We start from the raw sequence: 24,412 nt of genomic DNA on the forward strand, positions 1-24,412 counted from the left end.
TCAGGCCTGCATCGTCCAGCCATGCACACCCATCGCCGCCTGGCGCCCTGCCTCCGAGCGGGTCGGGTGCGGATGGCAGGTCAGCGCGATGTCCTCGGCCGAGGCGGAGAACTCCATGGCCACGCAATACTCGCCGATCAGTTCACCTACGCTCGGGCCGATCATGTGCACGCCGAGGATCTGGTCGGTATTGGCGTCGGCGAGGATCTTCACGAAGCCTTCGGTCTCGTGGTTGATCTTCGCCCGGCTATTGGCGGTGAAGGGAAACTTGCCAACCTTGTAGGCACGGCCTTCGGCCTTCAGCTCCTCCTCGCCCTTGCCGACGCTGGCCACTTCCGGGCGGGTGTAGATCACTCCGGGGATCACCCCATAGTTGACCTCGGCGGCGTGCCCAGCGATGCGCTCGATGCAGGCCACCGCTTCGTCCTCAGCCTTGTGCGCCAGCATCGGCCCGGAGGTGACATCGCCGATTACCCACACGCCCGGCACGCCGCTCTGGAGCTTTTCGTTACCGAGCATGCCGCGTTTGTCTGTGCTCAGGCCGACGCTCTCCAACCCGAGCCCTTTGGTATACGGACGCCGGCCGATGGCCACCAGTACGTAATCGGCCTCCAGGGTCTCGCTCGCGCCGCCTGCTGCCGGCTCCAGCGTCAGGGTCACGCCGGACTTGCTCGTCTTCGCACCGGTGACCTTGGTGCCCAGTTTGAAACTCATGCCCTGCTTGCTCAGGGTGCGCTGCAGGGTCTTGGCCGTCTCGCCATCAAGACCGGGGCAGATGCGCTCGAGGTATTCCACCACCGTGACCTGGCTACCCAGGCGGCGCCACACCGAGCCCAGTTCCAGGCCGATCACCCCGGCGCCGATCACCACCAGGTGCTTCGGCACCTCGGGCAACGCCAGCGCACCAGTGGAGTCGAGGATGCGCGCGTTGTCGATCTCCACACCCGGCAAAGGCGTCGGTTCCGAGCCGGTGGCGATGACGATGTTCCTGGTTTCCAACAGGCGTTCGCCGCCTTCGCTCAGTTTCACCTGCACTCGCCCCGGGCCATCGATCCGCCCCCAGCCCTTGACCCACTCCACCTTGTTCTTGCGAAACAGAAACTCCACGCCCTTGGTCAGCGCTTCGACGCTATCGGCCTTCTGCTTCATCATCTGCGCTAGGTTGAGCGTCGGCGTGACCTCCACCCCCAGGGCACTCAATTCACCACCGGCAGCAGCCTCGTAGAGTTCGGATGCATGCAGCAAGGCCTTGGACGGCATGCAGCCAACGTTCAGGCAGGTACCACCGAGGGTTTCACGCCCTTCCACGCAGGCCACCTTCAGGCCTAATTGCCCGGCCCGAATAGCCGCGTTGTAACCGCCGGGGCCCGCGCCGATGATGACCACGTCATAGCTGCTCATAGCTTTGTCCTCGAATCAGGGAAGTTTGCCGGCCACAGCAGCCGCGACGGCTGGGCGCACACGCAAGAGATGGAAGAATAGAAACGCCAACACGGCGAACAGCGCATTCAAGGCAACCATAGGCCAGGCCGAGCCATCCTGCAGGGCACCGAGCAGCAAGCCGGCCAGGGTGGCGCCCGCCATCTGCGAGAAACCCATCAGCCCCGCAGCCAATCCGGCACGCTGCGGATTGGGAATCACCGCACCAGCCACGGCAGCCGGCAGTAGCATGCCACCGCCCAGCGTCACCAATACCTGCGGCAGCGACAGCCCCAGCAGCGATAGGCCGAACAGCAGATAGATCGCCAAGGTCAGCAACGACCCGAGCAGCACCAGCGCGACGCCGATGCCCACCACCTTCTGCGGCCCCAGGCGTTGCACGTTGCGCAGGGTGAACAGGGCACCGCCGAGCAGACCGGAAACGATCAAGGCGAAGGTCAACCCGTACTGCGCCGCGCTCATCCCCAGCAGGCCGATATACACCGACGAGGAACCAGCCACCACGACGAACATCGAGCCGTAGGTGCAGGCAATGGTCAGCGCCAGCGCGCGGCAACTGGGCCACACCTGCAGGTAGCTGGCCAGCAGGCCCTTGAGTCGTCCTGCCTGAGGATCGCGCTGCAGATGGCTCTCGCGGTAGCCGGTAAGCACCGACAGCAAGGCCAGGCTGCCAAGTACCAGGGTCGCCAACAGCGGCGCACGCCAGCCGCCGAACTGGGTAAGCAGGCCGCCAACCACTGGCGACAGGACGATGGCCGCGAACATCCCCAACACCGTCAGCGCCAGGGCCGGCCCTGCCTGTTCCTGCCAGACGTCACGGACGATGGCTCGCGCCAGCACCAGTGCTGCACAGGCGCCCAGCCCCTGCAGCACGCGCATGCCGATCAGCACGTCGATGTTCGGCGCCAGCAGCATGCCCAGGGTCGCCAGCAGATAAAGGCTCAACCCGGCAAGCAGCACCGGACGGCGTCCGAGCCGATCCGACAGCGGCCCGAGCAGCAACTGGCCAAGGCCAAAGGCGCCGACGAACAGCGACAGCGCCAACAGACTGCTACCAGGCTCGGCCTCCAGCCCGCGCTCCAGCTCACCAAGAGCGGGAATCAGCAACTGCGTGGAGGTCTCCCCCAACGCAGTGAGCAGCATCAGGATGATCAACAGAACACGGGAAGGCTGCATGGCGAAACTCCGATCGACAGCGACTGGCGGCTATTTATATTTCGACCATAATATGAAACATTGAATGTCGTCCATCATATTTATCTGGAGCCTGCATGACTGCCTTATCCCGAGACACCCGCCTCGCCACCTGGATTGCCGAGGAACAGGCCATTCGCAATCAACTCGCCGCTCCCGGCACCCTCAGCCTGGCGGAGGTGGCCGCCATGACGCCGATGGATTTCTTCGACGGCATCGGCCGCGGCGACCTGCCCTCCCCGCCGATCAACGCGGTGCTCGACTTCCCCCCTGTGCAATGGGCCAGCGGCCTGTTCGTCTTCCAGGGCACGCCCGATCAGCGCCACTACAACCCGCTGGGCAGCGTGCATGGCGGCTACATCGCCACGCTCCTCGACTCCTGCATGGGCTGCGCCGTGCATACCCTGCTCAAGACGGGCCAGGGCTACACCACCGCGGACCTGCGGGTGAGCTACATCCGCGCGCTGCGCAGTGAAGTCGGTCCGGTACGCGCCGAAGGCCGCATCATCCATGTTGGCCGCTCCACCGCGCTGGCCGAAGGCCGACTGTACGATGTCGACGAGCGCCTCTACGCCGTCGCCTCCACCACCTGCCTGATTCTCGACATGAACGCGCCGCGCCAGAACAGCGACGCAAGTGTAAGATGACAGCCAGCATCTGATAGACGAGAAAGCCCATGCGCTATTCGGAAGACCACAAGGCCAAGACCCACCAACGCATCATCGAGGAGGCGGCCCTGCGCTTTCGCCGCGATGGCGTCGGCGCCACCGGCCTGCAGCCGCTGATGAAGGCACTGGGCCTGACCCATGGCGGTTTCTATGCCCACTTCAAGTCCAAGGACGATCTGGTGGAAAACGCCCTGCGCCATGCGGTGGAGGAACTGTCCCGCAGCACCGAGGCGCTGGCGAAGGATGCCGAGGCACCGCTGCCACGCTTTATCGCCAGCTACCTGTCCAGCGCGCATCGTGCCAACCCCGGTGCCGGCTGCCCGCTGCCGACCATGTCCGCCGAGCTTGGCCAGCGTGGCGAGGCCAGCGAAACCACCGACGCCCTGGTGCGCGACCGCCTGGCCCTGATCGAGGACAACCTCGGCGGCGATGATGCCGCCGAGCAGAGCGTACTGCTGCTCTCGAGCATGGTCGGCGCCCTGCTGCTATCGCGCAGCGTCAAGGACCCGGAGCTGTCCGACCGCCTGCTGAAAACGACCCGTCGCCTGCTGATCGAGCAGACGCAAGAGCAATAACGGCTGGCACCTGGCGCTTACGTAGGGTGCGCTGTGCGCACCGGGGTTGCTCAGTTCCAACGAGGCTCCGTCCGGTGAAGAACGCGAACCATGCCCCGTGCGCACGGCGCACCCTACAATCGCACGCCGCCGGATATCACTTGTAACGCGCAGCCGCCTGGCTGTGCGACAGGTTCGGCCCAAGCACCGCGCGGGCAGCGACGAAGGCGTCCCAGTCGGCTGCATCCGGCAGCGAGGGTATGGTCACCAGTTCGCCCTGATCGAAACCGGCCAGCGCTGCATCGACCATCTCGCCCACTTCCATGATCATCGACGGCGGCAGCGCCGAGGCATCGGTGCCGCTGCGCTCCCAGATCTCGGTGCGGGTCACGCCCGGCAGCACCGCCTGCAACTGCACGCCCGAACCACGCAGTTCGCCAGCCAGGGTCTGGGTCAGGCTCAGTACATAGGCCTTGGTCGCGCTGTACACGGCGTTGAACATTTCCGGCGCCAGCGCCACCACCGACCCAAGGTTGATGATGCCGCCACGCCCCACCGCGGAGAAATTGGCTGCAGCCGCGGCCGCCAGGCGCGTCAGTGCCACCACGTTGAGCTGGATCATCGCCTCGGCCTGCTCCAGATCGGCAGCAGCCAATGGGCCATTCATGGCGATACCGGCGTTGTTGATCAGCAAAGCGATGTTCGAGTCCTCGCGCAGGCGCTTTTCCACCTTGAGCACATCAGCCTTGCTGGTGAGATCCGCCGGCATCACCTCGACCGCAACGCCGTACTCGGTGCCCAGGCGCTTGGCTAGCGCATCCAGGCGCTGGGCATCACGCGCCACCAGCAGCAAGTCATAACCACGCCGAGCCAGACGCTCGGCGTAGGTGGCACCGATGCCGGACGAGGCACCAGTGACCAGGGCGGTTCCGAAGGTGGATTGAGCATTCATGGCAAGTCTCCTGGGTGGGGTGAAGAGTGAGAAGTGATCCTCTCACCAATAAGATTACGGTCATAATTTAAATATCATATTACGACCATAATCAAACTAATCAAGCACACCTGTGAGAAAGCATCGCCGCAGCCGCCAGACGGTTGCGCACCAAGTTATGGCCATTTTTGTCCTTGTGGTCAGAAAACAGTGCAGCACATGCACCTGAATGACCCTGAAAAATCCGCGCATCCGATTGATTTGCAAAGGATATGAGCAATCAAGAGAATTGGCGCCGTTTTTGCTCTAGCAGCACCAGCCTGACCAGGCGGACAGGTTTCAACAATGCCGGGAGCATTTTGAATATCGCTCTGCGACAGCCCTAAAGTTGTCCGCCATAGATGGCAGGCCTCAAAAAATCGCCGGGAGCGATTTTTGACGTCGGCTCCGCCGACGGCCCGCAAGGGTGACCGCCAGGGATGGCAGGCCACAAAAACCATAACGACACGTCTTAACCACCAGGAGCTTTCATGAATCGCACTCTCTCTTCGCTGGCGCTCGCCGGCGGTCTGCTGGCAGGCGGCCAGGCCATCGCCGGTGACCTGCTGCAGTGGCAGAACAACAGCCTGACCTACCTCTACGGCCAGGACTTCAAGATCGACCCCGAGATTCAGCAGACAGTCACCTTCGAACACGCCAGCGGCTGGAGCTTCGGTGATCTGTTCCTGTTCGTCGACGTGATCAAGTACAACACCGATGCCACCAACGGCGCCGGCGACGGCCATACTTTCTATGGCGAGTTCAGCCCGCGCTTCTCGCTGGGCAAGATCACCGGTGCCAACTTCTCCTTCGGCCCGATCAAGGACTTGCTGATCTCCACCACCTACGAGTTCGGTGAAGACGACGTCGACTCCTACCTGATCGGCCCGGCGGTCGACCTGGACATCCCCGGCTTCGACTACTTCCAGCTCAACACCTACCTGCGTACCACCGACGGCAGCCGCGCCGGCAGCAACGTCTGGCAGATCACCCCGGTGTGGAGTTACACCATCCCGGTCGGCGAATCGGACATTCTCATCGACGGTTTCATGGACTGGGTGGTGGACAACGACAGCAATCGCCGTGGCGACTACCACGCCAACCTGCACTTCAACCCACAGATCAAGTATGACCTGGGCAAGGCGCTGAAATGGGGCGAGAAGCAGCTGTACGTGGGTATCGAGTACGACTACTGGAAGAACAAGTACGGCATCAAGGACGGCGGTTTCGTCAGCGACAACTTCGTCGGCTCGACCGATCAGAACACCGCCAGCCTGTTGCTCAAGGCACACTTCTAAGACGCACCTGCGCGCTTACTGGCCAAGGTCGCAGCAACTTGCGACCTTCTGCCAATGCCATCGGGCAGCCTGACGTGTTTAGCTGCCCGGCATCACCAGACCTTCACCCAAGGATGGACGATGCCACCGCGTATCCTGCTGCTTACCTGCCTCGCCATGCTGGCCTTCGCCGGCAACTCGCTACTGTGCCGCCTGGCGCTGCGTGAAACGGAAATCGACGCGGCCAGTTTCACGGCTATCCGCCTGCTCTCCGGCGCCCTGACGCTGTGGCTGCTGCTCAAGCTGAGGCAGACTGGGCACCCCATCGCCGGCAATTGGCCCGGCGCGCTGGCGCTGTTCACCTATGCGGCGGCCTTCTCCTTTGCTTACCTGCAACTGGATACCGGCGTCGGCGCCCTGCTGCTGTTCGGCGCCGTGCAGTTGAGCATGCTGCTGTGGGGCTTGCTGCGTGGTGAACGCCTGGGGCTGAGTGCCAGCCTCGGTACAGCGCTGGCCACGGCCGGCCTGCTGGCACTGCTGCTACCCGGCGCCAGTGCGCCACCGCTGCTGGCGGCCTTGCTGATGCTGCTGGCCGGCGTTGCCTGGGGCGCGTACTCGCTGCTCGGGCGCGGCCAGGGTGATCCGCTGGCCGTGACCACTGGTAACTTCCTGCGGGCGGCACCGCTGGCCGTGCTGCTGGCGCTGGTGCTGCTGTCGCAACTGAACTGGGATGGGCCTGGCCTGTTCTACGCGGTGTTGTCCGGCGCGCTGACCTCGGGCGTGGGTTACGCCATCTGGTACAGCGCCTTGCCCGGCCTGCGCGCCAGTCAGGCCGCCACGGTACAACTGAGCGTGCCGATTCTCGCCGCGCTCGGTGGCAGCCTGTTGCTGAGCGAAGCGCTGTCGCTGCGCCTGACGTTGAGCGCTGTCGCCGTGCTCGGCGGTATCGCGCTGGTACTGGGCAGCCGGCAACGTGCCGGGAGCTAATGGCGTGTGCAGTGGTCTTCTATCCTGAACTCATAACGTCCAGGGAAGATCACCATGCACCGTCTGCTTCGTCTTTGCCTTGTTGCCCTGCTTGCAGCAGGCCTGAGCGCCTGCGCCAGCCTGGGCAATCGTGACCCGCTGCGGGTCGATCTGGTCGGCCTGGAACCCCTGCCCGGTCAGGGCCTGGAGGTACGCTTCGCGGTCAAGCTGCGGGTGCAGAACCCCAATGACAGCGCGGTGAGTTTCAACGGCATGGCACTGGATCTGGATGTGAACGGCCAGCCGCTGGCCAGTGGCGTCAGTGACCAGAGCGGCAGCGTGCCACGTTTCGGCGAGACGGTCTTGAGCGTACCGGTGAGCATTTCAGCGTTTTCGGTGATGCGTCAGGCGTGGGGCGTGGCGGGTTATCAACCTGGCCAGGAGGTGCCCTACATGCTGCGTGGCAAACTCGCCGATGGCCTGTTCGGCACCCGCCGCTTCAGTGACAGCGGTATCCTGAACTGGCCGCAACCGCCAAGCCCCTACTGAAGCAGGAGCCGGCGGTTACATGGCGATCAGGCCGCCTGACGGTTGTTGCGCGAAGCTACTCGGCGGTGACAGGCATCACCGAAGGCCTGGAAGATCTTCACCGAATCCGGGTTCTTCGCCGCCTGCCATTCCGGGTGCCACTGCACCGCGAACAGGAAGGGTGACAGGCTCGGCGCGTGGATTGCCTCGATCAGGCCATCCTCGGCGGTGGCCAGCACTTCCAGTCCCTTGCCCAGGTTGCGAATGGCCTGGCCGTGCAGGGAGTTGACCTGAATCTCGTCCTTGCCCATCAACTCGGCGAACCAGCTGCCAGCCATCGGCCGCACGCTGTGGCTGGCTGCATACTGCACCTCGACCGGATCATCGGGGTTTTCGCGATGGTCGTTGAAGCCGGGCTCGGCGTAGACTTTCTGGTAGATGTCGCCGCCCAGCGCCACGTTGATTTCCTGCATGCCACGGCAAATGCCGAAGATCGGCAGACCGCGAGCGATGGCGGCACGAATCAGTGGCAGATCGAACAGGTCGCGGTCGCGGTCCTGGCCCTTGTTCGGCGTTTCGTTCTCCTGGCCATAGAGCGCCGGGTCGATGTTGCTGCCGGCACCGGTGAGGTAAACACCATCGGCCATATCCAGATACTGCTCGAGATCCTCGATGCCACAGCAGGTGGGCACCAGTACCGGCACGCAACCGGAGAACTCGACCAGAGGCTGGATGTATTTGTGAGTCATTACTTGATAGTCGTGGCCCTTGCGCTCTTGAGCGCCCATGGACATCAACACGACGGGCTTGCGGAGATTGTTCTTGCTGGGGGTGCTGCGGATCTTGTTGTCGGACATACGTCACCTTGGGACAGGCCGGGCCTATCGTTGCTGTGCAGACCGGTAGCCAGCAGAACACTCTGCTGTAGCTCCTGTGGCCTGTTTGGCTAACTCCGTGCACCGAGGCTCATCCTGAACCTGAGTGCCGCCTTCCGACGGCGGCTCGAACCGGGTCAACTCCATCCAGAGAGGAGGCTGCAGCGACGCTGCCCGCTACCCGGTTCGGCAACGGAATCTGCAGCCAGTCTGCCCGAGCCGTAAAATATGTCAAACAAATCTGCTCAAGATTTTCTGGTAATCCATTTATCGCACAACAAGTGAACGCCCATTGGAAGGCGCTCCAAGGGCAAGCCAGGCAAACTACCACCTGGCAAGAAGTCCAATATTTAAAACACCCGTATCTCGAGGCTGCACGTCCTAGAGCGGCGCCCGCGAACAAAACCCTATATAATCTGCGGTTTCTCACCTGTACCGAGGACACCCCTTGACCGCTCTGCCGCCCTGCCCCAAATGCAACTCCGAATACACCTACGAAGACGGCGATCAACTGGTCTGCCCCGAGTGCGCCCATGAGTGGAAAGCCGGCGAGAATGCCGACGGCGGTGATGACGCGCGGTTAATCAAGGACTCGGTCGGCAACCTGCTGCAGGACGGCGACACCATCACCGTGATCAAGGACCTCAAGGTCAAGGGCTCGTCACTGGTGGTCAAGGTTGGCACCAAGGTGAAGAACATTCGCCTGGTCGACGGTGATCACGACATCGACTGCAAGATCGATGGCATCGGCGCGATGAAGCTCAAGTCCGAGTTCGTACGCAAGGTGTGATCCGATAGCGCCTTTCGCGCGTTCCTCATGGAAATTGGCTAGCCTCAATTAAGGCCGGTCATGAGGAACGCCACCATGCGCTATCTGCTGCTTGCTCTAATGGCTCTGAGTACCTCGCTGGCAGCACAGCCCTGGCGGGTAGTGGGCGACGAACAGTTCGCCCCCTACAGTTTCGTCACCGCCGAGGACGATACGCCGCGCGGGCTCGACGTCGAACTGGTCGATGCGGTACTGCGCGAAGCGCAGGTGCCCTACGAAATCCGTCTTTACCCATGGGAACGCGTCAAGCGCATGCTCGACCGCGGAGAAGTACAGATGGCCTTCCAATTCGCCGGCACGCCGCAACGTCAGCAGCAATACGAGCTGGTTGGACCGCTGCGCAGTGGCTCGACGGTGTTCATGACCACCGCCAAGACCGCGATCAGCGACTGGCAGACGCTGGATGACTTGTCGCCCTACGTGATCGGCCAGGTTCGCGGCTATGCCTATGAAGAGGGTTTCGACCGCGCCGACCTGGCCCGCGACACCAGCGCGCAGAACCCACGGCAACTGGTATCGATGCTGCTGGCCGGACGCATCGACATCATCGTCGGCGACCATACCCAACTGCTCTATTTCATTCGCGAACAGCGCGCCCTGGAACAGGTGCGCGTGCTACCTCGCCCGCTGATCCAGATGCCGCGCTTCGTCGCCTTCGCCAAGGGTGATACCGAGCGCGCCCGGCAGTTTTCCGAGGCGCTGGTGCGCCTGCGCAAGGCCGGCAAGCTGGATGAGATTCAGCAACGCTGGCACCAGTGACGCGCTACTGCACCGGCAGGAAATTCAGCAGGAACAGGCTCTGCGCATAGTTGGCGCCCATGCGCCGGTAGCGCTCTTCCAGCACATGGGTGAGCAGATCGAGACGCGCCACCATCTTGCCGAACTCCACTGCGTAGCTGAGGTTGTTGCCCTGTTCGGAGAACTCGTTGGATAGCAGCAGCGGCCGGCCCGTGGCATCACGGCGCTGCGAAAGCATCCAGCCGGCCTTTTCCAGATTGCGTGCGGCGTTGTGGATGAATTGCGCATTGAAGCTGTCGGTCAGGTAGAACTCGGTACGGCCGCCGTGAGCCGTCACCAGCATGCTGCCGATGGCATAGGTGAAGGCCGCCACGCGGTCGCCCTGAAAGGCCGGGCTCAGCGAATAATCCAGCGCCGCAACATCACGCCGGCCACCCAAGGTCGGCCAGTCCTGATTGTGTTCGATGGCGTACTGGATGGCACGCTCGGCAGCGGCGGCATCAGGCAGGGAGTTCTTGCGCCACTCGCGCGGGTTACGTTGGTACAGCTTGTTCATCAGCCGATACAGGCTGTTGAGGTTGTTGCGCATGGCCAGGGTCGCCATACGGTCGACGTCGGTCTGCAGCAGCTCGGCGGGCTTGACCGGGTTGCGCGTATGCACGATGGAGTCGTTGTCCAGGCGCCCCGTGCAACCACCCAACAACAACAGCGCAGCCAACCCCGGCAGCAGCAGCCGTTGCCAAAATACCGAGCTGTTGATTGGCCTGCCGTGTGCAGCAGACGCTGGCCTCGCTCCCATGCAGAGGTTCCCTGGCTGGCACGCGCCCCAATGGCGCGCGCAACACTCAGAACCTCAGTAAAGCGCAAAAATTCCACGCTGCCTGTGCCCTGGCGCATAAACCGTGCCGATCAACGCTCGGCACGGCAGAAAAATGCGCCGGCTCAGGCTGGGTTGGCGGCCCATTGCTCCAGCCGCGTCACGCTTTCGCGGTAGGGTTTGAGACTCTTGGCCAGCAGGATGATCGACATCAACACCGCCAGGGTGGTGACGATCAGCAGCGAGTAGCGCAGCGCGTTGTCGTCGGCGAAGACGAAATCGGTCACCAGCGCCACGGCGGTCGGACCAACGCCCAGGCCGATCAGGGTGATGACGAACAGATAGATGGCCGACGCCTGGCCGCGCATCGAGTTGGGCATGATTTCCTGGATCGCTGCCGGCGCCACGCCGAACGGCATGCTCAGACAGAACACTGCAGGCGCCAGCAGCATGCTGGCCCAGAAGGCGGTTTCCATCAGCGGGAACAGCACCACCATCGGCAAGGCACCCAGCGCAGCGTAAAGGCCGACACGCATGTTGGCGTCGCTACGCCCACGCTTGGCCATCAGGTCCGCCAAGCGTCCGCCGAAGACGATGCCAAGGCAGCCGAAGACTGCAACGATGCAGCCATAGACGATGCCAACCTGGCCGGCGTCCCAGCCGTAGGTGCGAATGTAGAAGGTCGGCACCCAGGCAGCACTGCCGTAACCGGCGAAGGCCAGGCCGGCGAAGCCGAAGTTGTGCAGCAGCACAGTGCGACGGTTGGCGCGAATGTAGCGTCCCACTTCACTGAGCGGCACCGCCACGCCAGCCCCGGCACCACGTCGGGCAGGCTCCTTGACCGCCAGCATCAGCAAGGTGAACAGCACACCGGCGACACCGAGAATGAGGAAGATCAGTTGCCAGGGGCGCACCTCGCCCAGCACCGGCAGGGTCACGTCGCCTTGTGCCGAGGCAAACTGAATGACCAGACCACCGACCAGAAAGGCCAGGCCCGAGCCGAGGTAGACCCCCATGGAATAGACGCTGATGGCCGTGGCCCGGCGCTCGGCGGGAAAGCTGTCGGCGATCAGCGAATAGGCTGCCGGCGACAACGCCGCCTCGCCCACACCCACGCCGATGCGGCACAGCAGAAATTGCCAGTACATCTTGGCCATGCCACAGGCCGCGGTAGCGGCACTCCAGAACAGAATGCCGACGGCGATCAAGCCGCGCCGGCTGCGGGTATCGGCCACTCGCCCCAGCGGAATGCCGCATACGGTGTAGAACAGGGCGAACGACAGGCCCATCAGCAGGCTCATCTGCGTATCGTTGATCGCCAGATCGCGACGGATGGGCTCGACCAGCAGATTGAGGATCTGCCGATCGACGAAGGACAGGACGTACGCCACCATCAGGATGGCAACAGTAGCCCAGGCTCGGGCACTGGAGGGATAGCCGTTATTGTTGTTATGCACGGACGCACTCCTCGGCACCGCAGAATGCGACGCACGGCGGTTGAAAGAAGCGCCAGCTTAGGACGATATAAACGGTGGTGAGTATCGCTCGAAGGTGTTATCAACCCGGCGAATGCTTCATACCCGCCAGGGCGAATAGCTCGCCCCGGCGGTCATCAGCCGCTCAGATCATCAGCGGCGCTCGCTCGCACAACACCTTCAACGCCGCCGCCCAGTCAGGATGATCATTCAGGCAGGGCACCAGTTGCAGGCTCTCGCCACCAGCCTCGACGAACTGCTCGCGACCGCGGTCGCCAATTTCCTCCAGGGTCTCGATGCAGTCGGCGACGAAGGCCGGACACATCACCAGCAACCTCTTCACGCCCTGCGCGGCCAGCTCGTCGAGACGGCTCTCGGTATAGGGCTCAATCCACTTGGCACGTCCCAGACGCGACTGGAAGCTCACCGACCATTGCTCGGGGCGCAAGCCCATGCGCTGGGCGAACAGTTCGGCACTGCGCAGGCATTGCGCGCGGTAACAGTTGGCCAGCACCTCGGGCGAGGCGCTGCGGCAGCAATCTTCGCCTTTCAGGCAATGACCGCTGGGGTCGAGCTTGTGCAGGTGGCGCTCCGGCAGGCCGTGAAAGCTCAGCAGCAGGTGGTCGAAATCCTGCTCCAGATAAGGCTTGGCGCTGGCCACCAGGGCGTCGAGGTATTCCGGCTGATCATAGAACGGCGGCAGAGTGGACAGACGCATGTCCAGGCCGCGCTCGCGCACCACCCGCTTGACCTCTTCGATCACCGTAGTGGTGGTGCTGTCGGCGAACTGCGGATACAGCGGCGCCAGGGTCACTTCACGGATGCCCTGCGCAGCCAGACGCTGCAGGGTCGACTCGATGGAAGGCTCGCCATAACGCATGGCCAATTCCACCGGGCCCTGGGTCCAATGAGCCTTCATCGCTTCCTGCAAACGGCGACTGATTACCACCAGCGGCGAACCTTCGTCCCACCATATCGAGGCGTAGGCGTGCGCCGATGCGGCAGGACGCTTGATCAGAATCAGCGACACCAGCAAACGACGCAGCGGCCAAGGCAGGTCGATCACGTAGGGATCCATCAGGAACTGATTGAGGTAACGGCGGACATCGGCTACTTCGGTGGACGCGGGCGAACCCAGGTTAACCAGCAACAATGCGTGATCGGTCATGCGAAATCCTAGTCATTGATGGCCTAGCAGATCCGCCAGGGCCACATCCAGATGGGTAAAACGAAAACTGAAACCCGCTTCCAACAGGCGCGTCGGCACGGCACGCTGGCCGCCGAGCAGCAACTCGGACATCTCGCCGAGTGCAGCGCGCAGGACGAAAGCCGGCGCCGGGAAAATCGTCGGGCGGCTCAGCGCCTGCCCCAACGCCTTGGTGAACTCGGCATTACGCACCGGTAGCGGCGCGCAGGCATTATAAGGACCGCGAGCGTCGCCCTGCTGCAAGAGAAAATCGATCAAGCCGATTTGATCGGCGATATGAATCCAGGGCATCCACTGTCGACCATCACCGATGCGTCCACCCAGGCAGAGCTTGAACGGCAACAACAGGCGTTTGAGCATGCCGCCATCCGGGCTCAGCACCAGACCGGTGCGCACCAGCACCACGCGAATCCCCAAGTCCTCGGCGCGTTGTGCAGTTTCTTCCCAGGCCCCACACAGCTGCGCGGCGAAATCATCGGTGACCTGCGGCGAATCTTCACTCAGCTCACGTTCACCGCCGTTGCCGTACCAACCCACTGCCGAGCCCGACAGCAGCATTGCGGGGCGCTGCTGGCGTCGTTGCAGCCAGGTCAGCAGCTGCTCGGTCAAACCGATACGACTCGACCACAGCAGCGCCTTGCGCTTGCTGCTCCAGGGGCGGTCGGCGATGGGGGCACCGGCCAGATTGATCACCGCGTCCAACGGCTCTTCAGCCAGTTCCTCGAGCCGGGCAATGCCTCGAACATTGGCCCCACAGAGGCGCGCGACCTTGCTTGGTTCACGGCTCCAGACGGTCAGGCGGTGGCCCTGCTCGGCCCAGTGTGCGCAAAGCGCTCGTCCGATCAGACCGGTACCGCCGGTCAGCAGGATATGCATGGCATCGTCCTCGCATGGCAATGGAAGAAACTTCACCTTTAGTCTGGTTCATGACGCGCACACGTGCCTTTATTGAATGCCGTGTTTGTCCTAAACCTAAAGCAAGGGAGCGCCACTTTCGGCGACAGCTATACATGAAAACACTCTTGTATAGCTTTTGTCCAAGCCTTAGCCTGTAAAGCATTCAGCGCTGACGAGGTAACCATGAACGCACCCATCGCCATCATTGGCACCGGCATCGCAGGGCTATCCGCCGCCCAGGCCCTGCATGCCGCTGGCCGGGACATCGAACTGTTCGACAAGAGCCGTGGCAGTGGCGGGCGCATGGCAAGCAAGCGCAGCGACGCCGGCAGCCTGGATCTTGGCGCGCAATATTTCACCGCACGTGACCGCCGCTTCGTCGAGGTGGTGCAACAATGGCAGGCCCGCGGCTGGGTCGCCGAATGGCAGCCGAGCCTGTACAACGCCCAGGACGGCCAGCTCAGCGCCTCGCCGGATGAGCAACTGCGCTGGGTCGGCTGCCCACGCATGAGCGCCATCACCCGCGCCATGCTCGGCGCGCTGCCGGTCAAATTCAGCTGCCGCATTACCGAAGTGTTCCGTGGCGACCGCTACTGGAGCCTGCTCGATGCCGAAGGCAACAGCCACGGTCCTTACAGCCACGTCATCGTTGCCACCCCCGCCCCACAAGCCAGCGCCCTGCTGGCGGCCGCACCGAAATTGGCTGGCGTCGCAGCGAGCGTGATCATGGACCCGACCTGGGCGGTCGCACTGGGTTTCGAGAGCCCCCTGGACACTCGCGTCGAGGGCTGCTTCGTGCAGGACCGCCCGCTCGACTGGCTGGCGCGCAACCCGAGCAAACCTGGCCGCGACACCCATCTCGACACCTGGGTGCTGCACGCCAGCAGCGTCTGGAGCCGGCAGAATCTCGATCTGCCCAAGGACGCGGTGATCGAACAGTTGCACGGTGCCTTCGCCGAGCTGATCGGCTGCGCCGTACCGCCGCCGAGTTTCACCCTCGCCCATCGCTGGCTGTATGCACGCCCGGCACAGGCGCATCAGTGGGGGGCACTGGCCGATGCCGATCTGGGCCTGTATGCCTGTGGCGACTGGTGCCTGTCGGGGCGGGTCGAAGGCGCCTGGCTCAGCGGCCAGGATGCTGCGCGTCGTCTGCTCGAGCACCTGCAATGAGCCACCCCAACAACAGGCCTGCAAAACGCCGCCTCAACCCGCGCAAACTGCTGCTGTCGAAATGGACAGCCGCGCAGCCGCAGAACCGCGAGCGTCATTTCCTGGTGACCGAGCTGATCCGCGACGAGCAAGACAACATCCTCGGCGTCGAGCTTCAAGCGGTACTCACCCAACGCAGCCAGCAACTCGACTGGCGCCAGTTGCAGGACAGCGAACGCTGGCTGCAAGGCTGGCGCTGACCCTCCCGCGATACCTGGCGGCGCCCCCTCGACTGACGCCGCCTGCCTGCACAGAAAAACCAATACCAAACCTGTACAAAGTATTTGACTTGTATAACTACGCACCTATGATAGACACAAGTTGTACATGGATAACTCCATGTACAAGGTCTAACGAGGTCAGGTTATGCAAGCGAGCAAAGCCAAACTGGGTATCAGCGCCTGCCTGCTGGGTGCCGAGGTCCGCTACAACGGCGGCCACAAGCTGTCGCGCCTGTGCAGCCGCAGCCTGACCGAACACTTCGATTTCATCCCGGTCTGTCCCGAAGTCGGCATCGGCATGTCGATCCCTCGGGAGCCGATTCGCCTGGTCGGTGATCCGCAGTCACCACGCGCTGTCGGCACCGTCGACCGCACGCGCGATGTCACCGATGCCCTGGCCGCCTACGGCGAACGCATGGCCACTGAACTGCAGGGCATCAGCGGCTACATCTTCATGCAGCAGTCACCGTCCTGCGGCCTGGAGCGGGTCAAGGTGTATCAGGAAGGCGGACGCCCGAGCGAGCCGGGGCGCGGCATCTTCGCTGCTGCCTTCTGCGCGCGGCATCCGGATCTGCCGGTGGAAGAAGACGGCCGCCTCAATGATCCGGTGCTGCGCGAGAACTTCATCACCCGCGTCTACGCCCACGCCGAATGGCAGCGTCTGTTGCAGCAAGGCCTGACGCGTCGCGCGCTGATCGCCTTCCACTCGCGCTACAAGTACCTGCTGATGGCCACCGACCCGGTGCGCTACAAGACGCTCGGGCGCATGCTCGGCGACCTGAACCAGCATGATCTGGGCGAGCTGGCGCCGCGCTATTTCAGCGAACTGATGAGCGCGCTGAAGAAATGCGCCACCCGTGGCACCCACAGCAACGTGCTGCAGCACCTGAGCGGCTATCTCAAGCGTGCGCTCAGCCCCGACGAGAAGCAGGAAATGCAGCAACTGATCGGTCAATACCGCGACGGCATCGTGCCGCTGGTGGTACCCCTGACGCTGCTCAAGCACCACTTCCGCCGTCACCCGGATCGCTATATCGCCGGGCAGGCGTACCTGCAGCCGCACCCCGAGCCACTCAGCCTGCGCAACGCGTTGTGATGCCATGACCAGCGAAACCATCGCCGAAGAAGAAACCGGCCACGACTACCGCCAGGCGCTCGACGAGGGCTACCTGCCAATCCGCGAGGTGGCCCGCAGCACCGGCATCAACGCCGTGACCCTGCGCGCCTGGGAGCGCCGCTACGGGCTGATCGTGCCCTACCGCACACCCAAGGGACACCGCCTCTATTCACCAGCCAATCTCGCACGCATCAACGCCATTCTCGCCTGGCTGGCTCGTGGCGTTGCCGTCGGCCAGGTCAAGGCGCTGCTCGACCACGAGCAGGTGCCGCAAGCAACCCACACCGACAACTGGTCACGTCAGCGCAACGAGCTGCTCGGCTGCATCGTTCAGTTCAACGAGCGACGCCTGGATGATCGCTTCAACTCGGCACTGGCGCTCTACCCGGCCAGCACCCTGGTCGAACAACTGCTGTGGCCGCTGCTCGGTGATCTGCGCCAGCGCTGGCAAGGCCAGTTCGGCGCACGCGCCGAGCAGGTGTTCTTCCTCTCCTGGCTGCGCAGCAAGCTGGCCACCCGCACCTATCACTGCAATCGCCAGGTCGGCGGCGCGCCATTGCTGCTGATCAACCTCGGTGAAGCGCCAATGGAGCCTGGCCTGTGGCTGTGCGCCTGGCTGGCCAGCGCCAGCGATTGTCCGGTGGAGGTCTTCGATTGGCCGCTGCCACCCAATGAACTGCTGACGGCGCTGGAGCACATCGCCCCGCGCGCCGTGCTGCTGTACGCCGAAGAAGCGCTCGACGGCGCCCTGGTGCGCCGCCAGTTACCCCGTCTGGCCGAACAATGCCCGGTGCCGCTGCTGCTCGCCGGCCCCGCCGCTCACATTCACCGCGACTCGCTGACTGGCCTGGAGTCGGCCAGCGACCCGCTCGCCGCGCACACCTGGCTGTTGCAACAGGGCTTGCTCGGCACCCAAGAGGTCACCCCATGCAGCAACTGATGTGGTTTCGCAGCGACCTGCGCACCCAGGACAACACCGCCCTGAGCCGCGCCATGAGCAGCGGCGCGACCATCGCCCTGTATCTCGTCACGCCTGGCCAGTGGCAGCGCCATGACGATGCTGCGAGCAAGGTGGACTTCTGGCTGCGCAACCTGGCGGAGCTGAGCAAGGCTCTGGCGGCGCTCAATGTGCCGCTGCTGGTACGCCACTGCCACGATTGGATCGAGGCGCCGGTGCAGGTCGCCGAGGTCTGCCATGAACACGACATCAGCGCCGTGCATGTCAATGAGGAGTACGGCATCAACGAGAGCCTGCGCGATCAGCAGGTCTGCGCCTACCTCGGCCAGCAGGCCATCGCCTGGCACAGCCACCTCGATCAGCTGTTGTTCAAACCTGGCAGCGTACTGACCCGCTCCGGCGGCTACTTCCAGGTCTACAGCCAGTTCCGCAAGGTCTGCTACGAGCGCCTGCACACGGCCCTGCCGGCATTGATTGCCCCTCCGAAGGCGCAAACGCCGCTGGCCATCGGCAGTGACGCGATACCCGAAACCGTAGAGGGTTTCGCCACCCCCAGCGCCAGCCTGCGCCTGCTCTGGCCCGCCGGAGAGGAGGCTGCCCTGCAGCGCCTGCGGCGCTTTAGCGAGGAGCAGGTCACCTACTACAAGGACGAACGCGACTTCCCCGCCAAGCCTGGCACCAGCCAGTTGTCAGCCTACCTGGCCGCCGGCGTCATATCGCCGCGCCAATGCCTGCATGCCGCGCTCGCGGCCAATCAGGGCGAGTTCGACAGTGGCAACCCAGGCGTTGTCACCTGGATCAACGAGCTGCTCTGGCGTGAGTTCTACAAGCACACACTGGTCGGCTACCCACGGGTATCGCGCCACCGTGCCTTCCGTCTGGAAACCGAGGCGGTGCCATGGCGCCACGCCCCGGAAGATCTGGCCGCCTGGCAAGAGGGCCGCACCGGCCTGCCGATCATCGATGCGGCCATGCGCCAACTGCTGGCAACCGGCTGGATGCACAACCGCCTGCGCATGATCGTCGCCATGTTCCTGACCAAGAACCTGCTGATCGACTGGCGCGAGGGCGAGCGCTTCTTCATGCGTCACCTGATCGATGGCGACCTGGCGGCGAACAACGGCGGCTGGCAATGGAGCGCCTCCACCGGTACCGATGCAGCGCCGTACTTCCGCATTTTCAACCCGATCAGCCAGTCGCAGAAGTTCGATCCCGAAGGCCAGTTCATTCGTCAGTGGGTGCCAGAGCTGGCCGGCCTGAACAAGCGCGATATTCATGACCCGTCCGCACTGGGCGGCCTGTTCGCGCCCGCCGGTTACCCACGCCCGATCGTCGATCTGTCGCGCTCGCGCGAACGCGCCCTGACGGCGTTCAAGAACCTGCCTGCGCGGGAGGTTCCGGCATGAGTGCATTTCTTCACGACTTCGCCGAGCGCTTCGCCGCGCTGAACAAGGACAACCTCGATCTGCTCGGCGAGCTGTACAGCGATGACGTGCTGTTTCGCGACCCGCTGCATGAGGTGCACGGCCTGACGGCGGTACGCCGCTATTTCGCCGAGCTGTACGCCAATGTGGAAGCGCTGCATTTCGAATTTCACGGCTTCGATCAGGTCGCCGAAGGCGAAGGCTACCTGCGCTGGACCATGCGCTATCGCCATCCGCGCCTGCGCGGCGGCGCCGAGATCGCCGTCGAAGGCTGCTCGCACCTGCTCTGGCGCGAGCGCGTCTATCAACACCGTGATTATTTCGATGCCGGCGCACTGCTCTACGAACACCTGCCGCTGCTCGGTAGCGTGATCGCCTGGCTGAAACGGAGGCTGGCATGAAACGTATCTGGCTCACTGGCGCCAGCAGCGGCATCGGCGCCGCACTGGCCAAAGAATTGCTCAAGGCCGGCCATCAGCTGGCACTGAGCGCACGCAGCAGTGGCCCACTGCAGGACTTCGCAGCGCGCTATGGCGATCAGGTGCTGGTCGCCCCGGGTGACCTGACCGACGCCGAGCAGGTACGCGCGATTGGCGAGCGCATCGCTCAACAATGGGGCGCGCTGGATTGCGTGATCCTCAACGCCGGCACCTGCGAATACGTCGACGTGCGCCAGTTCGAGGCGGCGATGATCGAACGCGTGGTCAGCGCCAACCTGTTTTCCGCCAGCCACTGCATCGAAGCCGCCCTGCCCCTGCTGCGCCAGGGCGAGCGCCCACACCTGGTCGGCGTTGGCAGCTCGGTGACCTTCATGCCGCTGCCGCGCGCCGAAGCTTATGGTGCGTCAAAGGCCGCCATGCGTTACCTGATGCAGACACTGCGTATCGACCTGGCCAGCGAGGGCATCGACGTCACCCTGGTCAGCCCCGGCTTCGTCGACACCCCGCTGACGCAGAAGAACGACTTCCCGATGCCCATGCGCTGGCCGGTCGAACGCGCCGCGCGATACATCGCCGAGCGTCTGGACAAGCGCCCGCACGAGATCGCCTTTCCCACTCCCTTCATCGCCGTGCTGAAACTGCTCGGCAGCCTGCCCAGCAGCCTGCAACTGGCCATAGGTCGCCGCCTGGCGCGCAACGAGGACAACGCATGAAAATCGCCATCGTCGGCAGCGGTATCGCCGGCCTGACCTGTGCCTACCTGCTCAATCGCCAGCACGACATTCAGGTGTTCGAGGCCAGCGACTGGATTGGCGGCCACACCCATACCGTCGACGTGCAGGTGGAGGGGCGCAGCTACGCCATCGATACCGGTTTCATCGTCTTCAACGACTGGACCTACCCCAACTTCATCCGCTTGCTGGAGCAGATCGGCGTCGGCTTCAAGCCCACCGAGATGAGCTTCTCGGTCAGCGACCCGGCCACCGGCGTGGAGTACAACGGCCACGACCTCAACACCCTGTTCGCCCAACGCAGCAACCTGCTGTCGCCGGCGTTCTGGGGCATGCTGCGCGACATCCTGCGTTTCAATCGCCAGTCGCTGGACGACCTGGCCAACAACCGCATCAGCGCCGACACCACGCTCGGCCAGTACCTCGAGAGCAACGGCTATGGCCGGCGTTTCATCGAGCATTACATCGTACCGATGGGCTCGGCCATCTGGTCGATGTCACTGGCCGACATGCTCGGTTTCCCGCTGCAGTTCTTCGTGCGCTTCTGCAAGAACCATGGCCTGCTCTCGGTCAGCGACCGGCCGACCTGGCAGGTGATCGAAGGCGGCTCGCGCAGCTATGTGGCGCCCTTGACCGAAAGCTTCGCCGAGCGCATTCGCCTCAATTGCCCGGTCAGCCGCGTCGTCCGTGATCAGGATGGCGTCACCCTGCACAGCGCGGCCGGAGCGGAGCGCTTCGACAAGGTGATCTTCGCCTGCCACAGCGACCAGGCCCTGGCCCTGCTCGATCAGGCCAGCGAGAAGGAAAGTGAAATTCTCGGCGCCCTGCCCTATGCCAACAACGACGTGGTGCTGCATACCGATACGCGCCTGCTGCCCAAGCGCAAGCTGGCCTGGGCCAGTTGGAACTATCGCCTGGGCGGACCAAGCGATCAGCCGGCGGCCGTGACCTACGACATGAACATCCTGCAGGGCATCGACAGCGCTACCACCTTCTGCGTCAGCCTCAACCAGACGGCCGCCATCGACCCGAGCAAGATCCTCGCGCGCTTCCAGTACGCCCACCCGCAGTACAGCCTGGCCGGTACCGCCGCCCAGGCGCGCTGGGAAGAGCTGCTCGGCGCGCAGCACACCTACTATTGCGGCGCCTACTGGGCCAACGGTTTTCATGAAGATGGCGTGGTCAGCGCACTGCGCGTAGCGCGTGCCTTCGGAGAGACGCTCTGATGCACAGCGCCCTGTACAGCGGCTGGGTGCAGCATCGACGCTTCGCCCCGCGCGCCCATGCCTTTCGCTATCGCATGGGTCTGCTGTACCTCGACCTGAGTGAGCAGGCGCAGCTGTTCGCCCTGTCAAAGCTGGCCGGTTCCGGCCGCTGGGCGCCATTCGCCTTTCGCGAGAGCGACTACCTACCCGAGTCCACCCGCCAGGGCGTGGCACTGCATGAGGCGGTGCGCGATCGCGTGGAGCAGGCACTGGGCACACGCCCGCAAGGTCGCATCTGCGTGCTGACGCAGCCGCGCAGCTGGGGCCTGGCCTTCAATCCAGTGAGCATCTTCTACTGCCATGACGCCGACCAGCGCCTGATGGCGATTCTCTGTGAAGTCAGCAATACGCCGTGGCGTGAGCGTTATCACTATGTGCTGCCGGCAGAGGGCGAAGGCCGCCATCAAGTCAGCGTCGAAAAGGCCTTTCACGTCTCGCCCTTCCTGCCGCGCGAGCTGCAATACCGCATGAGTTTCAGCGCCGTGGGCGAACGCCTTGGCGTGCACATGGCCGACTGGCAAGGCGAAACCAAGATGTTCGATGCCAGCCTCAGCCTGCACCGCGAAGCCCTCGACCACGCCAGCCTGCACCGCTACCTGCTGAGTTTCCCCTGGATGACCGGCAAGACCCTGGCCGCCATCTACTGGCAGGCGATGCGCCTGCTGTTCAAGCGCATCCCGATTTTCGACCACAAGCCCGCGGAAGGCAGCTTCCGTGTCGCCCGCCCGCAAGTGAAGGACATGCACCATGAAGAGCTCTAGCCTGAATCCCACCAGAAGTCTGGTACGCAGTGGCAACGGCATTGGCGCCGGTCTGTTGCGGCGCGCCGTGATACGCCAGTTGCAGAGCCTGCACCACGGCCTGCTGGTGATCCACGAGGCGGGCGACAGCCTGCACTTCGGTAACCCGCAGGCCAGCCTGCGCGCCGAAATCACGGTGCATGACCCTGCGGTCTGGGGCCTGGTGGCGGGTAACGGCTCGATCGGCTCAGGTGAGGCCTATATCCATGGCTACTGGAGCACGCCGGACCTGACGGCGGTGATCCGCATCTTCGTCGCCAACCTCGACGTACTTGATGCCATGGAGGGTGGCCTGGCGCGCCTCGGCCGGCCGCTGATCCAGGGCCTGCACTGGCTCAATCGCAACACCCGCAAGGGCTCGCGCCGCAATATCGCCGCGCACTACGACCTGGGCAATGACCTGTTCGAACAATTCCTCGACCCGACCATGATGTACTCGGCAGCCATGTTCACGCACGAGCACGACAGCCTGGAGCAGGCGCAGCTCAACAAGCTCGAACGCATCTGCCAGAAACTTGCACTGCAGCCTACGGACCACTTGCTGGAGATCGGTACCGGCTGGGGCAGCATGGCCATCTACGCCGCTACTCATTACGGCTGCCGGGTGACCACCACCACCTTGTCGCGCGAGCAGCACGCCCACACCGAGCGACGCATTCGGGAGCTGGGCCTGGGGGATCGCGTCACCCTGCTGCTGGAGGACTACCGCGACCTCGATGGCCAGTACGACAAGCTGGTCTCCATCGAGATGATCGAAGCCGTCGGCCATCGCTTCCTGCCCACCTATTTCGAGCAGTGCGCGCGCCTGCTCAAGCCCGACGGGCTGATGCTGCTGCAGGCCATCACCATCCGTGATCAACGCTACGAACAGGCCTGCAAGTCGGTGGACTTCATCCAGCGCTACATTTTCCCCGGCGGCGCCCTGCCCTCGGTGCAGAAGATGCTCGACGTGGTCACCCGGCATACCGACTTCAACCTGCATCACATGGAAGATTTCGGCCTGCACTACGCACGTACCCTGCGCCTGTGGCACGACAACCTGCGTCACGCGCGGCAGCGCCTGGAGCAGTTGGGCTACGACGATTACTTCTATCGCCTGTGGGAGTTCTACCTCTGCTATTGCGAAGGCGGCTTCCTCGAACGCACCATTGGCACCGCGCAATTGCTGCTGGCCAAACCGGCCGCACGCCCTGCGCCTCTGTTAGGAAACTTCGATGCCTAAGCTGATCGCCAATGCCCTCCTGTTCCAGCTCGGCTGGCTGGTCTGCGTCTTTGCTGGCGACAGCCCCTGGCTGCTGGTGGTGGCAGTGATCATTGGCGTGCACCTGCTGTGGGTCAGCAGTTGGGCGGCCGAAGGCAAGCTGCTGCTCAGCGTGTTTCTCGCCGGCAGTGCGCTGGACAGTTTTCTGCTCAACCTCGGCGTGTTCGATTTCGGCGAGGAGCGCCAACTGATCCCCCTGTGGCTGGCCTTGCTCTGGCTGTTGCTGGCCAGCACGCTCAATCACTGCCTGGCCTGGACTGCCCAGCCCTGGTGGCGAGCCAGCCTGCTCGGCGCAGTTGCCGCACCGCTGTCCTACTACGGCGGCGCCAAGATTGCCGGCGTCGCGCTGCCACTGGGTACCTGGCAGACCCTGGCGATCTTCGCGCTGGTCTGGGCCGTGGTGATGCCAGTACTGCATGGCTTCGCCAAGCTCTATCGTGCGCAATACGAGCAGAGCCTGCGCAGCCGCCGCTCGGCCTAGCCGATAACCACTGTAGGAGCGGCGCCTCGCCACGAACCGCTTCGGCTCGGGTTCGAGAAGCTTCGCCCTG

General features: G+C 63.7%; 26 protein-coding genes. 18 read left to right on the plus strand and 8 right to left on the minus strand.

What is annotated here, in order from left to right:
- Together lpdA and BM186_RS02350 are read right to left on the minus strand one after the other, a co-directional pair.
- Window positions 1–1,401 carry a dihydrolipoyl dehydrogenase gene (gene lpdA / locus BM186_RS02345; RefSeq protein WP_074913412.1) on the minus strand — a complete coding sequence of 467 codons (1,401 nt, stop codon included), beginning with the start codon at window positions 1,399–1,401 and terminating at the stop codon, window positions 1–3.
- A gap of 15 nt (window positions 1,402–1,416) precedes the next feature.
- On the minus strand, window positions 1,417–2,616 hold the full coding sequence (locus BM186_RS02350) for an MFS transporter (RefSeq protein WP_074913413.1): 1,200 nt from the start codon (window positions 2,614–2,616) through the stop codon (window positions 1,417–1,419).
- Window positions 2,617–2,711: 95 nt separating this feature from the next.
- Between BM186_RS02350 and BM186_RS02355 the strand changes: the two genes are divergently transcribed.
- Window positions 2,712–3,281: a PaaI family thioesterase gene (locus BM186_RS02355; RefSeq protein WP_074913415.1), complete on the plus strand. Its 570-nt coding sequence runs from the start codon at window positions 2,712–2,714 to the stop codon at window positions 3,279–3,281.
- 29 nt (window positions 3,282–3,310) lie between these two features.
- On the plus strand, window positions 3,311–3,877 hold the full coding sequence (locus BM186_RS02360) for a TetR/AcrR family transcriptional regulator (RefSeq protein WP_072422926.1): 567 nt from the start codon (window positions 3,311–3,313) through the stop codon (window positions 3,875–3,877).
- Between the two features lie 136 nt (window positions 3,878–4,013).
- Here BM186_RS02360 and BM186_RS02365 read toward each other — a convergent pair whose 3' ends face one another.
- Window positions 4,014–4,808 carry an SDR family NAD(P)-dependent oxidoreductase gene (locus BM186_RS02365; protein ID WP_074913417.1) on the minus strand — a complete coding sequence of 265 codons (795 nt, stop codon included), beginning with the start codon at window positions 4,806–4,808 and terminating at the stop codon, window positions 4,014–4,016.
- A gap of 509 nt (window positions 4,809–5,317) precedes the next feature.
- Here BM186_RS02365 and BM186_RS02375 point away from each other — a divergent pair.
- The 3 genes from BM186_RS02375 (at window position 5,318) to BM186_RS02385 (ending at window position 7,618) form a co-directional block, all read left to right on the plus strand.
- The gene (locus BM186_RS02375) at window positions 5,318–6,124 is read left to right on the plus strand and encodes an outer membrane protein OmpK (protein ID WP_074913418.1); all 807 of its coding nucleotides are present in this window, start codon (window positions 5,318–5,320) and stop codon (window positions 6,122–6,124) included.
- A 120-nt stretch (window positions 6,125–6,244) separates the two neighbouring features.
- Window positions 6,245–7,090 (plus strand): EamA family transporter, encoded by an 846-nt coding sequence (locus BM186_RS02380; protein ID WP_074913420.1) that lies wholly within the window; start codon window positions 6,245–6,247, stop codon window positions 7,088–7,090.
- A 54-nt stretch (window positions 7,091–7,144) separates the two neighbouring features.
- On the plus strand, window positions 7,145–7,618 hold the full coding sequence (locus BM186_RS02385) for an LEA/WHy family protein (protein ID WP_074913422.1): 474 nt from the start codon (window positions 7,145–7,147) through the stop codon (window positions 7,616–7,618).
- 26 nt (window positions 7,619–7,644) lie between these two features.
- Here BM186_RS02385 and BM186_RS02390 read toward each other — a convergent pair whose 3' ends face one another.
- Window positions 7,645–8,454, minus strand: a complete 810-nt coding sequence (locus BM186_RS02390; RefSeq protein WP_072422931.1) for a gamma-glutamyl-gamma-aminobutyrate hydrolase family protein — start codon at window positions 8,452–8,454, stop codon at window positions 7,645–7,647.
- A 466-nt stretch (window positions 8,455–8,920) separates the two neighbouring features.
- Between BM186_RS02390 and BM186_RS02395 the strand changes: the two genes are divergently transcribed.
- Together BM186_RS02395 and BM186_RS02400 are read left to right on the plus strand one after the other, a co-directional pair.
- Window positions 8,921–9,262 carry a zinc ribbon domain-containing protein YjdM gene (locus BM186_RS02395; RefSeq protein ID WP_072422932.1) on the plus strand — a complete coding sequence of 114 codons (342 nt, stop codon included), beginning with the start codon at window positions 8,921–8,923 and terminating at the stop codon, window positions 9,260–9,262.
- A gap of 75 nt (window positions 9,263–9,337) precedes the next feature.
- Complete coding sequence (locus tag BM186_RS02400; protein ID WP_074913424.1) at window positions 9,338–10,060, plus strand: substrate-binding periplasmic protein; 723 nt, start codon at window positions 9,338–9,340, stop codon at window positions 10,058–10,060.
- 4 nt (window positions 10,061–10,064) lie between these two features.
- Here BM186_RS02400 and BM186_RS02405 read toward each other — a convergent pair whose 3' ends face one another.
- The 4 genes from BM186_RS02405 to BM186_RS02420 form a co-directional block, all read right to left on the minus strand.
- Window positions 10,065–10,838 (minus strand): hypothetical protein, encoded by a 774-nt coding sequence (locus BM186_RS02405; RefSeq protein WP_230875190.1) that lies wholly within the window; start codon window positions 10,836–10,838, stop codon window positions 10,065–10,067.
- 143 nt (window positions 10,839–10,981) lie between these two features.
- A complete protein-coding gene (locus BM186_RS02410) occupies window positions 10,982–12,313 on the minus strand; it encodes a spinster family MFS transporter (protein ID WP_074913426.1) in 1,332 nt (443 codons plus the stop codon).
- 163 nt (window positions 12,314–12,476) lie between these two features.
- Window positions 12,477–13,499, minus strand: coding sequence for a ferrochelatase (hemH, locus tag BM186_RS02415; RefSeq protein ID WP_074913427.1), 1,023 nt, complete (start codon window positions 13,497–13,499; stop codon window positions 12,477–12,479).
- A gap of 12 nt (window positions 13,500–13,511) precedes the next feature.
- The gene (locus tag BM186_RS02420) at window positions 13,512–14,414 is read right to left on the minus strand and encodes a TIGR01777 family oxidoreductase (protein ID WP_074913428.1); all 903 of its coding nucleotides are present in this window, start codon (window positions 14,412–14,414) and stop codon (window positions 13,512–13,514) included.
- A 204-nt stretch (window positions 14,415–14,618) separates the two neighbouring features.
- Between BM186_RS02420 and BM186_RS02425 the strand changes: the two genes are divergently transcribed.
- From BM186_RS02425 to BM186_RS02475, 11 genes are all read left to right on the plus strand, one after another.
- On the plus strand, window positions 14,619–15,605 hold the full coding sequence (locus tag BM186_RS02425; protein WP_074913429.1) for an NAD(P)/FAD-dependent oxidoreductase: 987 nt from the start codon (window positions 14,619–14,621) through the stop codon (window positions 15,603–15,605).
- Window positions 15,602–15,844, plus strand: coding sequence for a TIGR02450 family Trp-rich protein (locus tag BM186_RS02430; protein WP_072422938.1), 243 nt, complete (start codon window positions 15,602–15,604; stop codon window positions 15,842–15,844). Before BM186_RS02425 ends, BM186_RS02430 begins: the two co-directional genes overlap by 4 nt.
- A gap of 166 nt (window positions 15,845–16,010) precedes the next feature.
- The gene (locus tag BM186_RS02435) at window positions 16,011–16,961 is read left to right on the plus strand and encodes a YbgA family protein (protein WP_074913430.1); all 951 of its coding nucleotides are present in this window, start codon (window positions 16,011–16,013) and stop codon (window positions 16,959–16,961) included.
- Window positions 16,962–16,965: 4 nt separating this feature from the next.
- Complete coding sequence (locus BM186_RS02440) at window positions 16,966–17,922, plus strand: MerR family transcriptional regulator (RefSeq protein WP_074913431.1); 957 nt, start codon at window positions 16,966–16,968, stop codon at window positions 17,920–17,922.
- Complete coding sequence (gene phrB, locus BM186_RS02445; protein ID WP_074913432.1) at window positions 17,910–19,346, plus strand: deoxyribodipyrimidine photo-lyase; 1,437 nt, start codon at window positions 17,910–17,912, stop codon at window positions 19,344–19,346. Before BM186_RS02440 ends, phrB begins: the two co-directional genes overlap by 13 nt.
- The gene (locus BM186_RS02450; RefSeq protein ID WP_021488182.1) at window positions 19,343–19,765 is read left to right on the plus strand and encodes a nuclear transport factor 2 family protein; all 423 of its coding nucleotides are present in this window, start codon (window positions 19,343–19,345) and stop codon (window positions 19,763–19,765) included. The genes phrB and BM186_RS02450 overlap by 4 nt, the downstream gene beginning before the upstream one ends.
- Window positions 19,762–20,517, plus strand: coding sequence for an SDR family NAD(P)-dependent oxidoreductase (locus BM186_RS02455; RefSeq protein ID WP_074913433.1), 756 nt, complete (start codon window positions 19,762–19,764; stop codon window positions 20,515–20,517). Before BM186_RS02450 ends, BM186_RS02455 begins: the two co-directional genes overlap by 4 nt.
- On the plus strand, window positions 20,514–21,761 hold the full coding sequence (locus BM186_RS02460; RefSeq protein ID WP_074913434.1) for an NAD(P)/FAD-dependent oxidoreductase: 1,248 nt from the start codon (window positions 20,514–20,516) through the stop codon (window positions 21,759–21,761). Before BM186_RS02455 ends, BM186_RS02460 begins: the two co-directional genes overlap by 4 nt.
- The gene (locus BM186_RS02465) at window positions 21,761–22,561 is read left to right on the plus strand and encodes a DUF1365 domain-containing protein (protein WP_074913435.1); all 801 of its coding nucleotides are present in this window, start codon (window positions 21,761–21,763) and stop codon (window positions 22,559–22,561) included. The genes BM186_RS02460 and BM186_RS02465 overlap by 1 nt, the downstream gene beginning before the upstream one ends.
- Window positions 22,548–23,822: an SAM-dependent methyltransferase gene (locus tag BM186_RS02470; RefSeq protein ID WP_074913436.1), complete on the plus strand. Its 1,275-nt coding sequence runs from the start codon at window positions 22,548–22,550 to the stop codon at window positions 23,820–23,822. Before BM186_RS02465 ends, BM186_RS02470 begins: the two co-directional genes overlap by 14 nt.
- The gene (locus BM186_RS02475; protein WP_072422946.1) at window positions 23,815–24,342 is read left to right on the plus strand and encodes a DUF2878 domain-containing protein; all 528 of its coding nucleotides are present in this window, start codon (window positions 23,815–23,817) and stop codon (window positions 24,340–24,342) included. The genes BM186_RS02470 and BM186_RS02475 overlap by 8 nt, the downstream gene beginning before the upstream one ends.
- Window positions 24,343–24,412: the final 70 nt, after the last annotated feature.

This window comes from Ectopseudomonas toyotomiensis (assembly GCF_900115695.1).
Taxonomy (GTDB): domain Bacteria; phylum Pseudomonadota; class Gammaproteobacteria; order Pseudomonadales; family Pseudomonadaceae; genus Aquipseudomonas; species Aquipseudomonas toyotomiensis.

Bases quoted from the DNA above. Each gene is read 5' to 3' on its own strand.
- BM186_RS02375 (WP_074913418.1), top strand. From the start codon at position 5,318: ATGAATCGCACTCTCTCTTCGCTGGCGCTCGCCGGCGGTCTGCTGGCA.
- BM186_RS02425 (WP_074913429.1), top strand. From the start codon at position 14,619: ATGAACGCACCCATCGCCATCATTGGCACCGGCATCGCAGGGCTATCC.
- BM186_RS02350 (WP_074913413.1), bottom strand. From the start codon at position 2,616: ATGCAGCCTTCCCGTGTTCTGTTGATCATCCTGATGCTGCTCACTGCG.
- BM186_RS02360 (WP_072422926.1), top strand. From the start codon at position 3,311: ATGCGCTATTCGGAAGACCACAAGGCCAAGACCCACCAACGCATCATC.
- BM186_RS02430 (WP_072422938.1), top strand. From the start codon at position 15,602: ATGAGCCACCCCAACAACAGGCCTGCAAAACGCCGCCTCAACCCGCGC.
- BM186_RS02465 (WP_074913435.1), top strand. From the start codon at position 21,761: ATGCACAGCGCCCTGTACAGCGGCTGGGTGCAGCATCGACGCTTCGCC.
- phrB (WP_074913432.1), top strand. From the start codon at position 17,910: ATGCAGCAACTGATGTGGTTTCGCAGCGACCTGCGCACCCAGGACAAC.
- BM186_RS02420 (WP_074913428.1), bottom strand. From the start codon at position 14,414: ATGCATATCCTGCTGACCGGCGGTACCGGTCTGATCGGACGAGCGCTT.
- hemH (WP_074913427.1), bottom strand. From the start codon at position 13,499: ATGACCGATCACGCATTGTTGCTGGTTAACCTGGGTTCGCCCGCGTCC.
- BM186_RS02380 (WP_074913420.1), top strand. From the start codon at position 6,245: ATGCCACCGCGTATCCTGCTGCTTACCTGCCTCGCCATGCTGGCCTTC.
- BM186_RS02355 (WP_074913415.1), top strand. From the start codon at position 2,712: ATGACTGCCTTATCCCGAGACACCCGCCTCGCCACCTGGATTGCCGAG.
- lpdA (WP_074913412.1), bottom strand. From the start codon at position 1,401: ATGAGCAGCTATGACGTGGTCATCATCGGCGCGGGCCCCGGCGGTTAC.
- BM186_RS02455 (WP_074913433.1), top strand. From the start codon at position 19,762: ATGAAACGTATCTGGCTCACTGGCGCCAGCAGCGGCATCGGCGCCGCA.
- BM186_RS02470 (WP_074913436.1), top strand. From the start codon at position 22,548: ATGAAGAGCTCTAGCCTGAATCCCACCAGAAGTCTGGTACGCAGTGGC.
- BM186_RS02385 (WP_074913422.1), top strand. From the start codon at position 7,145: ATGCACCGTCTGCTTCGTCTTTGCCTTGTTGCCCTGCTTGCAGCAGGC.
- BM186_RS02390 (WP_072422931.1), bottom strand. From the start codon at position 8,454: ATGTCCGACAACAAGATCCGCAGCACCCCCAGCAAGAACAATCTCCGC.
- BM186_RS02405 (WP_230875190.1), bottom strand. From the start codon at position 10,838: ATGGGAGCGAGGCCAGCGTCTGCTGCACACGGCAGGCCAATCAACAGC.
- BM186_RS02440 (WP_074913431.1), top strand. From the start codon at position 16,966: ATGACCAGCGAAACCATCGCCGAAGAAGAAACCGGCCACGACTACCGC.
- BM186_RS02475 (WP_072422946.1), top strand. From the start codon at position 23,815: ATGCCTAAGCTGATCGCCAATGCCCTCCTGTTCCAGCTCGGCTGGCTG.
- BM186_RS02450 (WP_021488182.1), top strand. From the start codon at position 19,343: ATGAGTGCATTTCTTCACGACTTCGCCGAGCGCTTCGCCGCGCTGAAC.
- BM186_RS02400 (WP_074913424.1), top strand. From the start codon at position 9,338: ATGCGCTATCTGCTGCTTGCTCTAATGGCTCTGAGTACCTCGCTGGCA.
- BM186_RS02365 (WP_074913417.1), bottom strand. From the start codon at position 4,808: ATGAATGCTCAATCCACCTTCGGAACCGCCCTGGTCACTGGTGCCTCG.
- BM186_RS02435 (WP_074913430.1), top strand. From the start codon at position 16,011: ATGCAAGCGAGCAAAGCCAAACTGGGTATCAGCGCCTGCCTGCTGGGT.
- BM186_RS02460 (WP_074913434.1), top strand. From the start codon at position 20,514: ATGAAAATCGCCATCGTCGGCAGCGGTATCGCCGGCCTGACCTGTGCC.